This is a genomic window from Amycolatopsis sp. PS_44_ISF1 (genome assembly GCF_032335455.1).
Taxonomy (GTDB): domain Bacteria; phylum Actinomycetota; class Actinomycetes; order Mycobacteriales; family Pseudonocardiaceae; genus Amycolatopsis.
In genome coordinates, this window is the sequence record NZ_JANUXO010000001.1 from 2237347 (window position 1) to 2249317 (window position 11971).

General features: G+C 70.0%; 11 protein-coding genes and 1 tRNA gene. 8 read left to right on the plus strand and 4 right to left on the minus strand.

Translation table 11 applies throughout. The features are described 5' to 3' along the window. Positions 1-5: 5 nt before the first annotated feature. Positions 6-1736: a DUF262 domain-containing protein gene (locus NYF13_RS10195; RefSeq protein ID WP_315655854.1), complete on the minus strand. Its 1731-nt coding sequence runs from the start codon at positions 1734-1736 to the stop codon at positions 6-8. Positions 1737-1870: 134 nt separating this feature from the next. Between NYF13_RS10195 and NYF13_RS10200 the strand changes: the two genes are divergently transcribed. Continuing rightward, a complete protein-coding gene (locus NYF13_RS10200; protein WP_315655855.1) occupies positions 1871-2035 on the plus strand; it encodes a hypothetical protein in 165 nt (54 codons plus the stop codon). A gap of 206 nt (positions 2036-2241) precedes the next feature. Here NYF13_RS10200 and NYF13_RS10205 read toward each other — a convergent pair. Beyond that, positions 2242-2317 (minus strand) — tRNA-Arg (locus tag NYF13_RS10205). 239 nt (positions 2318-2556) lie between these two features. Here NYF13_RS10205 and NYF13_RS10210 point away from each other — a divergent pair. From NYF13_RS10210 to NYF13_RS10240, 7 genes are all read left to right on the plus strand, one after another. Next, on the plus strand, positions 2557-3210 hold the full coding sequence (locus NYF13_RS10210; protein WP_315657296.1) for a response regulator transcription factor: 654 nt from the start codon (positions 2557-2559) through the stop codon (positions 3208-3210). Then, a complete protein-coding gene (locus tag NYF13_RS10215; protein WP_315655856.1) occupies positions 3211-3837 on the plus strand; it encodes a TRIC cation channel family protein in 627 nt (208 codons plus the stop codon). It abuts the gene before it with no gap. Positions 3838-3899: 62 nt separating this feature from the next. Then, positions 3900-4592 (plus strand): response regulator transcription factor, encoded by a 693-nt coding sequence (locus tag NYF13_RS10220; protein WP_315655858.1) that lies wholly within the window; start codon positions 3900-3902, stop codon positions 4590-4592. Then, entirely contained in the window at positions 4589-6004 is a 1416-nt protein-coding gene (locus NYF13_RS10225; RefSeq protein WP_315655861.1) for a HAMP domain-containing sensor histidine kinase, read from the plus strand. The genes NYF13_RS10220 and NYF13_RS10225 overlap by 4 nt, the downstream gene beginning before the upstream one ends. Before the next feature lie 189 nt (positions 6005-6193). Continuing rightward, positions 6194-6994, plus strand: a complete 801-nt coding sequence (locus tag NYF13_RS10230) for a DeoR/GlpR family DNA-binding transcription regulator (protein WP_315655863.1) — start codon at positions 6194-6196, stop codon at positions 6992-6994. Next, a complete protein-coding gene (galT, locus tag NYF13_RS10235) occupies positions 6991-8073 on the plus strand; it encodes a galactose-1-phosphate uridylyltransferase (RefSeq protein WP_315655865.1) in 1083 nt (360 codons plus the stop codon). Before NYF13_RS10230 ends, galT begins: the two co-directional genes overlap by 4 nt. A gap of 82 nt (positions 8074-8155) precedes the next feature. Continuing rightward, positions 8156-9730: a trypsin-like peptidase domain-containing protein gene (locus NYF13_RS10240; RefSeq protein WP_315655867.1), complete on the plus strand. Its 1575-nt coding sequence runs from the start codon at positions 8156-8158 to the stop codon at positions 9728-9730. A 220-nt stretch (positions 9731-9950) separates the two neighbouring features. Here the strand turns inward: NYF13_RS10240 and NYF13_RS10245 are convergent, their stop codons facing one another. Both NYF13_RS10245 and NYF13_RS10250 read right to left on the minus strand, forming a co-directional pair. Continuing rightward, positions 9951-10439 (minus strand): hypothetical protein, encoded by a 489-nt coding sequence (locus NYF13_RS10245; RefSeq protein ID WP_315655869.1) that lies wholly within the window; start codon positions 10437-10439, stop codon positions 9951-9953. Continuing rightward, positions 10436-11608 carry a molybdopterin-dependent oxidoreductase gene (locus NYF13_RS10250; protein WP_315657297.1) on the minus strand — a complete coding sequence of 391 codons (1173 nt, stop codon included), beginning with the start codon at positions 11606-11608 and terminating at the stop codon, positions 10436-10438. Before NYF13_RS10250 ends, NYF13_RS10245 begins: the two co-directional genes overlap by 4 nt. Positions 11609-11971: the final 363 nt, after the last annotated feature.

The following is an 11971-nucleotide window of genomic DNA, read 5'->3' on the forward strand; positions in this document are numbered from 1 at the left end:
ACCTTTCAGTCTGCAGAATCCCGGTCCACGGGTTCGTCGTTGGCAACGCCCTCGTTCTCGGCTTCGTCCGGAACCGAGACGTACTCGCCCACCTCGCCTACCGACGGGCCAATGAGTTGCATCAGCCGCTGGTGGAGGGTCTCCGACCTGGCCTGTAAGAACCCCTCATAGTCGTCTTGTAGTGCTGCATCGAACGCTGCGTCATTCACGAGACAGGAGGCGAGGCGTTGGCGGATTGTCGCCGTACCCTGGGTCTCGCACAGATCCTTGAGGTAGACGGACGGCGGCTGGTCGCTCACGTAGATGTTCGTCACGGAGCTCAGCATGATCAGATTTGCGCAGACGTTAGCCTGGCTGAACCCAAGTCCCTTCTTCTTCAGGAACGCCTTGGGAAAGAAGTGGTGGAACTCTTTGTCGTTCTGCCAGGATAGAGCCTTGTCCGTATCAATGCGCCGACCGTGGCGCAGGTCCACGGGGTGAGCGTCCGCAAGCATCAAGCCGAGCAGCTTGGACGGTGCGTTGGTGGTGCGGAACTGGCTACGCCGCCACAGCACACTCCGCGGCAGGCCAGCGCCAACTTCGACCTCAGTACTCTCACCTCGGGCGAAGGCCCTGACCGCCTCGCGGTCGTCGGCCATCTGGCGGGCGTTCCAGCCCTTGTAGTAGTCGCCGCTCGCCGTCAGCCAGAACCAGCGCTCGATGGCGTCGAACTGAGCGGTCATCGGCTTGGGGAGCTGGTGGAAGATCTCAACGAGGACTGCGAACTGGTTGAGATACGGCAGGGCGTTTGCCCGTGGCGTGCCGATCTGCGTGGTCAGGAAGTCCACTGCCAGCTTGGCCGCTTCCCCTGCCGCTTCGACGGCGCATTCCAGCTCTTCGTGGGAGAGGTCCCGCAGCCCGTTCATGTCGTCCCGGGAGAACCCGAAGCCCGCTGCCGTCGAGACCGTCCGAAGCATGGTCTTGGTATCGACACGACCGTATTTCTTGCGGTCCAGCACTCCGAGCAATTTGTCGATCTCGTCTTTGAGGTCAAACTCGGGGCTCCACGTCGCTGCACGCATCAGGTCGACCACTGTGAGCTGGGTGGCCGTGCTGTTGATCCGCTCGAAAACTTTAGCAACTTCGCTGGACGGCATCCCACGCAGTGTGATGACGGCGATCTGATAGTTCGAGAAACGGTTGTAGAGGGCCTTGGCCCGCTCCTGGAGCTCACTGGACCCGGCCCGCGACACACGATCCGCGAACGCGAAGCCATCAGAGAGTAGACGCACCGGGATGACGTGCGGCGGTGGGTCGTCGAGCGTTCCAGCGTGCTTGAACTCCTGCTCCGTCAGGTCGTAGACGATGTTCCAGGGACTCTCCGGGTCATCGCCGGGTTCCCAGTGCAGGGCGCCGCATATGCTGGCCAGGCGTTGCTGCCCGTCAAGGATGTAGTTGACCGGATACCCATGCCGTGGTTCCTCCACCGCCAGGCCAGCCACCGTGCGCTCGCTGGCCAGCTCCTCCGTGCTCAGCCACAGCAGGACACTACCGATGGGGTAGTTGCGTGAGACGGAATCTAGGAGATCGAGGATCTGCTGCCGCGTCCACACGAAGTTCCGCTGGAACTTCGGCAGTACAATGTCACCCTCAAGCACCCGATCCACCACCGTAACCAGCCGGGGCACAGTGGAATCCGGGTCCTGCGGCTTACGCTTCTGTACAGGACTGACGGCCATACACATCCCCTCGTCCACGATTGCCGACAGTGTATGAGGCCCCTCTGACAACCGGGAGGCGGTGAAGCCGCGTGATGCCGACGACCTACCGGTCAACCCGCCGGGCCAGGATTGACATGGCAGGCCGCCTCTCTCCCTGCGAGCGTGCTGGCATGAAGGCCGTCAAACTGCTTGACTATGTCAGTCGTACCGTTGAGGACGCTGGCGGCGTCGCCGCCGGACGAAGCGCAGGTGGCGTTCTTCGGCCGAACGTGACTGAGGGCCGGCAGGATCCGCAGCAGTCGATGTTGCGGAAGTGCCTCGACCTCTTCTCCTGAGGATCCCAGGGGGCACGATCGGGGCGTGGTGTTTCGGCTGCTTTGCCTGATCTTTGTCCGCCTGGTCGGCTGCCCAACTGGCCTGCGCGGGCCGCACCCTGGTAGGAGACCAACGGGAACGGGGCTGACCTGAGGATGTCCGTTTCCGCCTCAATGTCGATCTCAGAAGAGGAACAGGGCTGACCTGCGGAAATGATTGATCAGGTTGGTGCCCCCGGCAGGATTCGAACCTGCGACACCCGCTTTAGGAGAGCGGTGCTCTATCCCCTGAGCTACGAGGGCATGTGTAGCCACTCAAGAGAGTACCGGCTGGCCGACCGGGGGTGAGCACCAGGGCATACGACCCAAGTAGTCGCCCATGTGGGGGACCCTGGGTGGGCTGGACCAGGCCACGGGGCCGCCCGTGCGGACCAGTCCCATCACCTGGTCGTGTCTGGTTTCGAAACCCTGAACAACAGTAGGTAATCTTCCTTAACGGGATGCGGGGAGCCGCCTCCACCACCGGCTGCCGGAGGGCTTCGTTGATCAAGCTCATGTTCGCCGACGACGAGGAACTGGTTCGTTCGGGGCTGCGCGCCATGATGGCCGGGGCTGCGGACATCGAAATCGTGGGTGAGGCGAGCGACGGCAGATCCGCGGTGGAGGTCGCGCGCCGGTATCACCCGGACGTGGCGCTGCTGGACATCAAGATGCGGGCGCCCGACGACGGCATCCGGGCGCTGCGGGCCATCCTCGCGCTGCCCGACCCGCCCACGGTCGCGATGCTGACCACGTTCGACATCGACGAGTACGTCAGCCTCGCGCTGCGGCTCGGCGCGAACGGGTTCCTGCTGAAGGACATCGACCCCGCCGCGTTGCTGCGCGCCGTGCGTGACCTGGCCAAAGGCGGGGCCGTGCTGGATCCCGGGGTGGCCGCGCGGATGGTGCAGACCCACCGGGACGAGCAGCGCGCCGCCCAGCCGGCGCGCAAGCTGCTGGCCTCCCTCTCCGAGCGCGAGCGCGAGGTCGTCGCGCTGATCGGGCAGGGGCTGTCCAACGCGGAGATCGGCGGGCGGCTGCACCTGTCCGAGGCCACGGTCAAGGGGTACGTCTCCGCCGTGCTCTCCAAGATCGGCGCCGCCAACCGCGTGCAGGCCGCGCTCCTGGCCTACCGCGGCGGGCTGCTCGACCAGTAGATGGCGCTCACCGCGCTCGAGTTCCTCGGGCTCGTGGCGTTCGCGGCGTCGGGCGCGCTCGCCGCGGTGCGGGCGCGGCTCGACGTGTTCGGCGTGGTCGTCGTCGGCCTCACCACGGCGCTGGGCGGCGGGGTCATCCGCGACGTGCTGCTCGGCATCCACCCGCCGACCACGCTGCGCAACTGGCCGTACCTCGCCGTGTGCGCGGCCACGGCACTGATCGTGTTCGCGTTCCACCCGCAGGTCGCGCGGTTGCGGCGCGCCGTGCTGCTCGCCGACGCGCTGGGGCTCGGCGTCGTCGCCACCAGCGGGACCACGATCGCGCTCAACTCCGGCGCCACCGTGTACGCCGCGTGCCTGATCGGCATGACCACCGGTATCGGCGGCGGAGCGGTGCGGGACCTGCTGCTGCGGGAGATCCCGCTGGTCCTGCGCAAGGAGATCTACGCGGTGGCGGCGCTGGCCGGGGCGGTGCTCGTCGGTATCGGTCACGCTCTGCGACTGCCGGCCGGTCCGGTCACGATCGTGGCGGCCGCTGCCGTGGTCACCGTCCGCGTGCTGGCGCTGTGGCGGCACTGGAACGCGCCGGTGGCCCGGCCGACCGGACCGGACCCGGAGCCGGACTGATCCTTTGTGAGTTCTGAGTGTGTTCTTAGGCGAGTCTCAGCACGCTGCGTAAGACTGAGGTCATGCGCATCCTTGTGGTGGACGACGACCGCGCCGTCCGTGAATCGCTCAGGCGATCCCTGGAGTTCAACGGCTACCAGGTGGAACTCGCCAGTGATGGTGCGCAGGCCCTGGAGACGATCATCGCGAACCGGCCGGACGCGATGGTGCTCGACGTGATGATGCCGCGCCTCGACGGGCTGGAGGTGGCGCGCCGCCTGCGCAGCACCGGCGACGACCTGCCGATCCTCGTGCTGACCGCCCGCGACACCGTCTCCGACCGGGTCTCCGGGCTCGACGCCGGCGCCGACGACTACCTGCCCAAGCCGTTCGCGCTGGAGGAACTGCTGGCCCGGCTGCGCGCGCTGCTGCGCCGCGCGGTCCCGGACAACGAGCCGGGCGAGACGTCGGAGGCGCTGTCGTTCGCCGACCTGACCCTGGACCCGGGCACGCGCGAGGTCCGCCGCGGCGGCCGCGAGATCAGCCTCACCCGCACCGAGTTCGCGCTGCTCGAGCTGTTTCTCTCCTACCCCAAGCACGTGCTGACCCGGGGACGGATTCTGGAGGAAGTATGGGGTTACGACTTCCCGACGTCGGGCAACGCGCTGGAGGTCTACGTCGGTTACTTGCGCCGCAAGACGGAGGCGGACGGGGAGCCGAGGCTGATCCACACGGTGCGGGGCGTGGGGTACGTCCTGCGCGAAACCCCGCCGTGACCGGCACCGTGCCCGTGGTCGACGTCGGCGACCCGCGCGGCGAACGCTGGAGCACCCGCCGGTTCTCGCTGCGCGGCCGCGTGACGCTGCTGGCCGCGGCCTGCGTGGCCGGCGCCGTCGCGCTCGTTTCGCTCGGCGCGTACATGATCGTCTCCAGCAACCTCTACCAGCAGCTCGACGACAACCTGCTGGCCCGGGCGCAGGCGGCGGTCAACTCGCCCCAGGTGCAGACGCAGCTCAAGCAGGTCCCCGGCGCCTTCCTGGCCAGCGCGGACCTGCAGATCGGCCAGCTCAACGCCTGGCCCGTCGAGCTGACCTACCCCCAGGCCGGCTCGCCGCCGCCGTACGGGGCCTCCGAGCTGGCTGTGGCTTTAGGGGCTTCGCCGCAGTCGCTTCGCACGGACCTCGCGACCGACACCCGCGTGGTCGCGCTCCCCTCCGGGCACGGGGAGGCCATGGTGCTCGCGCAGTCCATGGAGCCGACCAAGCGAACCCTGAACGAGCTGGCCGTGGTGCTGTTCCTCGTGGGCGGCGCCGGGATCGTGGTGGCCGCGGGCGCGGGCACGGCCGTCGCGCGGGCCGGCCTGCGACCGGTGGACCGCCTGACCTCGGCCACCGAGCGCGTCGCCGCCACCGGCGACCTTCGGCCCATCCCGGTCAGCGGCGACGACGAGCTCGCGCGGCTGACCCAGAGCTTCAACACCATGCTCGGCACGGTCGCCGACTCGCAGGAACGGCAGCGGCAGCTCGTGGCCGACGCCGGGCACGAGCTGCGCACTCCGCTGACCTCGTTGCGCACCAACCTGGAGCTGCTGCTCTCGGCCAGCCGGCCGGGCGCCCGCACGCTGCCGGAGGAGGACCGCGCCGACATCGAGGCCGACATCCGCGGGCAGATCGACGAGCTCACGCAGCTCATCGGCGACCTGGTGGAGCTGGCCCGGCAGGACGAGCCGCGCGAGCACACCGAGCGCGTCGAGCTGGTCGAGGTCGTGGAACGTGCGCTGGACCGAGCCCGCCGCCGCGCCGGCGAGATCGAGTTCGACGTGGCGCTGGAGCCGTGGGTGCTCACGGGCGACAACAGCGGGCTGGAACGAGCGGTGCTGAACCTGCTGGACAACGCCGTGAAGTTCTCCCCGCCGGGCTCGCGAGTCCGGGTTTCGCTGCGCGCTCTGGGCGACGGAACGGCGGTGGTCGAAGTCGCCGACGCCGGTCCGGGCATCGCCGACGAGGATCTGCCCAAGGTGTTCGACCGCTTCTACCGCTCGTCCGAAGCCCGCACGCTGCCCGGCTCCGGGCTGGGGCTGGCGATCGTCAAGCACGCGGCCGAACGCCACGGCGGAACGGTCTACGCCATGCGTGCCCCGGAAGGCGGGGCCCTGCTCACGATCCGGCTGCCGGGCGCGCCGGGCTGAGCTCCCGGCGGGCCGAAAGCACCGCGAGCGCCGCAGGGAAAGGGGCGTCCGTCGTGGCAGCTCGCCTCGCCCGCGCGGGGGACGCCATGCGAGTGGCGCCTCCGTCGCCGGGCATGTTGAATCGTGTAGGATTTTGTGTAGTTGTTGATTTCCTTGGAGCGGACGGTTCCTGGTGGCGGAGGAGTGGCGGTGCTCGCGCGGCAGCGACAGGCGGTGATCCTCGAAGAGGCACGCCGGACCGGCGCGGTCCGGGTCAGTGACCTCGTGACGAGGCTGGGCGTGTCCGACATGACGGTGCGCCGCGATCTCGACGTGCTCGCCGGCCGCGGGCTGGTCGAGAAGGTCTACGGCGGCGCCACCTCCGTGGTCGGCAAGAGCACCGACGAGCCCGGCTTCGAGGCGAAGTCCGTGCGCCAGCGCGCGCAGAAGGAGGCCATCGCCGCGCTCGCCGCCGGACTGGTCAAGCCCGGCACCGCGATCGGCATCTCCGCCGGCACCACCACCTGGACGCTCGCCCGCGCGCTCGACGCCATTCCCGGCCTCACCATCGTCACGAACTCGATCCAGGTCGCTGACGTGCTGCGGGCCTCGACCCAGCCCGAGCGCACCGTGGTGCTCACCGGCGGCGTGCGGACGCCTTCGGACGCGCTGGTCGGGCCCGTCGCCGTGCACAGCCTGCGTTCGCTGCACCTCGACCTGGTCTTCCTCGGCGTGCACGGCATGGCCGAGGGGGCGGGCTTCACCACGCCGAACCTCACCGAGAGCGAGACCGACCGCGCGCTGGTCGAGGCGGGCCGCCGGCTCGTCGTGCTCGCCGACCACACCAAGTGGGGCACCGTCGGCATCTCGACCATCGCCGACCTCGACGAGGCGCACGTGGTGGTCACCGACGACGGTCTTTCCGACTCCGCGAGGGAGATCCTCGCCGAACGCGCAGGAGAAGTCATGATCGCCGAGACGGCGGAGAATCTCGAGGCTGAAGAAGCGTGAAGCGCACTTTGCGGCACCTGGCCGACGGCCGGGAGATCATCTACTTCGACCGGACCGGCGCGCCCGAGCGCGTCGCCGAGGACACCCGGGACCTCCCGCCGGTGGCCGCCGCCTCGGAGATCCGACTCGACCCGCTGACCCGGGAGTGGGTCGCGATGGCGGCGCACCGCCAGACCCGCACGTACAAGCCGCCCGCCGACCTCTGCCCGCTGTGCCCGACGCGGCCCGGCAAGCCGAGCGAGGTCCCCGAGGCCGACTACGACGTGGTCGTCTTCGAGAACCGGTTCCCCTCGTTCTCCCAGAACGTCACCGGCGATCCGTCCAGTGTGGACGGTCTCGGCCTGGTGCCGACGGCGCCCGGCCGGGGCCGGTGCGAGGTCGTCTGCTTCACCAGCAACCACGACGGCGCGTTCTCCCGGCTCGCCCCCGAGCAGGTGCGCCTGGTCCTCGACGCGTGGGCCGACCGCACCGCGGCGCTGGCCGGGACCCCGGGGGTCGAGCAGGTCTTCCCGTTCGAGAACCGCGGCGAAGAGATCGGCGTGACGCTCTCCCACCCGCACGGCCAGATCTACGGCTACCCGTTCGTCACGCCGAAGACCGAGCGGATGCTGGACGTCGCGCGCGCGTACGCCCAGGAGCACGGCCGCCCGGTGATGGGTGACGTGCTGGCGGCCGAGCAGAAGTCCGGCGCCCGCGTGATCGCCTCGGGTGAGCACTGGACCGCGTTCGTGCCGCCCGCGGCGCGCTGGCCGGTGCACATCCAGATCGTGGCGCACCGCCAGGTGCCAGACATCCCGTCGCTCACCGACGCGGAGCGTGACGACTTCACTCACGTGTACCTCGACGTTCTCCGCCGCTGCGACGCGCTGTACGACCGCCCGCTGCCCTACATCGCGGGCTGGCACCAGGCGCCGGTGCACCGTGACCGCGAACTGGGCTGGCTGCACCTCGAGCTGTTCTCCGTGCTGCGCTCGAAGGACAAGCTGAAGTACCTGGCCGGCTCGGAGTCGGGCATGGCCGTGTGGATCAACGACGCGACCCCGGAGCAGATCGCGGAACGGCTGCGCGCAGCGGGCTGAGCGGGCGCGGGGGTGGCAGACTCATCTTCGAAACACAGGTTCGGCTCAGGAACCTCTCAGGACCACCCGCTTAGGTGAGGACATGACCGAGAACGACCCCCACGCGCCGGACTCCGCGGCGGGTCGCCAGAACCCGAGTGCCCAGCCGGGCACCGAGGGCCAGGCGGCCTGGAGCCAGACCTCCGGTACCCAGCCCGCTTCGGGCGAGCCGTCATCCGCCCCGTACCAGGCTCCGGCCGAGCCGGCCCACCACGCGCCCACCAGCGGTGACGCGGGGTACGGCGCGCCGAGCCCGTGGTCGCCGCAGGGCGCGCAGGCCCAAGCCGGCGCCCAGCCGGGCCAGGCTTCCACCGGCCCGAACTCGGCTCAGTCCGGCCACCCCGGCCTGGGTCAGGCCGGCACCGGTCAGACTCCGGCCCAGCCGGGTTCGGCCCAGTTCGGCACCGGTCCGACCCAGGCCCAGTACAACCCGTACCCGGCCACCGGCGGCCAGCCCGCGAACCCATACGCGGCTCCGGGCGCGCAGCCACTGAACCCCTCGGTCTACGCCGCGGCCCCGGCGCCGCCGAAGAAGACCGGCGCGGGTCGGCTCATGGTCGGTGTTGCCGCGATCGCGCTGGTGATCGGTGGCGTGGCGGGCGGCACCGTCGGCTACCTGACGGGTGGCTCCTCCGGCCCCTCGGTGAACGCCCTCGACCAGCCGAAACCGGCCGAGCAGACCGGGAACGCACCGGCCGGCTCGGTCGAAGCGGTGGCGCAGAAGCTGTCGCCGAGCGTGGTCGAGCTGCAGGTCTCCGGCCGCCAGGCCGCGGGTGAGGGCTCCGGTTTCGTCCTCAGCAGCGACGGCTACATCCTGACCAACAACCACGTGGTCGAGGTCGCCGCGAACGGCGGTCAGATCCAGGCCGTGTTCCCGGACGGCAAGAAGGCGACCGCGCAGGTGGTGGGCCGCGACCCGACCACGGACATCGCCGTGGTCAAGGTCAGCGGGGTCAACGGGCTCACCCCGGTCGAGCTCGGCCGCTCCGACGACCTCAAGGTCGGCCAGCCCGTGGTCGCCATCGGCTCGCCGTTCGAGCTGACCGGCACCGTGACCTCGGGCATCGTGAGCTCGCTGCACCGGCCGGTGCAGGCGGGCGGCGACGAGACCGACCAGACCACCGTGATGGACGCCGTCCAGACCGACGCGGCGATCAACCCGGGCAACTCCGGCGGCCCGCTTTCGAACATGAGCGGCCAGGTCATCGGGATCAACTCGGCCATCTACAGCCCGCAGACCGGTCAGGGCAGCCAGAGCGGTTCACAGGGCGGCAACGTCGGCATCGGCTTCGCCATCCCGATCGACCAGGCCCGTCGCACCGCCGACGACATCATCAAGACCGGTCACGCCAACCAGACCTACATCGGCGCCAAGGTTCAGGACGCGCAGAACGGCGGCGCCCAGCTCGGCGACGTCACCCCGGGCAGCCCGGCGGAGAAGGCCGGCCTCAAGTCCGGTGACGTGATCACCAAGATCGGCGACCGCACCATCGACAGCGCGAACACGCTGATCGCGGCCATCCGCACCCGCGCCCCGGACGAGAAGGTGACCTTCACCCTCGCCGACGGCCGGACGGTCCCGGTGACCCTGGGCGGCCAGCCCGTCTCGCCCAACTGATCGCTCGGCCGCCCAGTCGCGGCCGAGACCAGCCAGGCTCGACCCCCTGACCGGGGCCGGACCCCAACGAGCCGCGCGCGACCGGGCACTCCAGGCCGGTCGCGCGTGGCTGTGTTCTTCCCCGGTGTTCTTTCCCGGTCCAGGCCGGCGACCGATGAGCGTGCCGGTTTCGAAAGATTCGTGGGCGGTTCACGTTTGAACCGGCTGGTTCGGGGGCACCTCACGCCCCACGGAGGTCTTCCCGTACCGAGTCGGAGGCGGCACGGGAAGACCTCCGGCCTTGCTTCCCGGACTTGCCGCTGCCGAAGACCGTGCGGGCGGCGCCAGTCAGCAGCACGAGCGCCCACACCACGGCGAGCGTGACCAGCAGCCCCAGCCACGTGTTGCCGTCGTGCAGACCGGGTTCCGGTGCCGCGCCGTAGGTACGCCACAGCAGCGGGAACGCGAGGATGCCGAGAATGGCGGTCAGCACCGCCCCGGCCACCACCGGTACCTTCCAGGCGACCGGCACGACGCGGCTGAGCAGCAGCCCGCCGACCCCGACCACGGGGGCGATCACGGCGTCGTGAACCACCGGTGCCCCGACGAGCCAGACGAGCGTCTTGATGGCATCCGGCCGCAGCGGCAGCGCGTAGTCCAGGAACAGCGACACCCCGAAGACCAGCGCGGCAAGCCCGCACAGGGCGAGCAGGATCCGGATCGCTTTCACCGCACCTCCAGCTTCGAGACCCACTTGGTCTGGAGCACCCCGGGACGGCTCGGCGCGATGATCCGGCACGGGAAACCGTGGTCGAGGTCGAGCACCTCGCCGTTGAGCTCCAACGCCAGGAGCGTGTCGTCGTCGCCGGTGTGCTCGCCGGGCAACATGGTGACGCGGTAGATCCCGGCCTTTTCGAGCGAGGAGACCTGGAGATTCACCCCCGGCCGGCTGCCCGCCGCCCGCAGCAGTGACGGCATGGTGATGCCCCGCCAGACCGCGGACTGGCTCCATCCCTCGACACAGGCGATCGGCAGTTCGACGGTCGTCTGCGGTAGCGCGCGCAGTTCTTCGAGCGAGAACTTCTTCGTGCCCGCGGGCGTGACGATGGACAGCTGCCACGACGGGTCCCGTGCCGTCTGCATCACTCCGGCCGCCACTGCGGTGCGGTTCACCGGGAGACCCTGGGTGCCTTTACCGGTTCGCCAGGAGAGCCCGGAGACGTTGCGCAGCAACGGAACGGTGGCACCCGCGGTCGCGATCACAGCCGCCCCGGTGGCGATCCAGGTGGTGCGCAGAAAACCCCGGCGGGACAGGCCGTCCGGGTGGTCGGCGTGGAGCGTGGGTGCCGGGGGACTCGGATGGTCCGGTGGCGGGATGCCGGACTCAGGGTCCGCGTCGGCCGGGGATGCCACGGCGGCCCCGGCTTCGTGGTGAGCGGTGAGGGACTGCGGCCCGGCGGCGGGTTCCCGGGTCAGGGCCCGCCGCACGACCGGCAGCTTCACGGCGATGTGCACCAGGATCGACCCGATCGCCAGCCACGCCACCGCGTAGTGCACCTGGGGGAAGTAGAAGCCCCACGGGTAGTTCTGCGCGACGTTCAGCAGTCCCGTGCTCAGTTCGAAGAACGCCGACCCGGACAGCACCAGGATCGACAGCCGCTCCAGCGCGTGCGGCAGCGAGCGGACGACGGGCCGGCCGAACAGCTTCGGGAACACGCTCCACAGCTTCGCCAGCAGCAGCGGGATCGACGCGATGCCCGAGATCACGTGCGCGCCCTGCGTCACCCGGTACAGCCAGATTGGCCGGCTGGGCCAGGAGAACCACTCCGGCGGGTGCTGGATGAGGTGGCTCAGCAGCCCGGTGACGAAACAGACGCTGAAGGTCAGGGCCAGCATCATCCCGATCCGCGCGGTCACGCGCTCGTCGTGCGCCGCGGCCTTGAACTGCTCCTCCCGGGGGATCGGCAGCCGCTCGAGCCGCTCGTCCAACCGCGCCCGAGCTTCGGCGATGCGGTTGCGGGCGCGGGGCTTGGCCGCCACGGCGACCGACCCGGTGGCGCCTGACTCCGTGGCCCCGGCTGGTTCGACCGGCTCCGGGCCGGATTCCAGCTCCGGCGCGGAGTCCGGCGACCGGACGGGTTCCGATCCCGGCGCGGAAGGCTCCGACGCGGGTTCCGGCTCCGATGCGATCTCCGGCACCGGCGGGCTGTCCGGTGCCGGGTCGGCGGTCTCCGGCGCGACGGCCTCCGCTGCTGTGGGCGG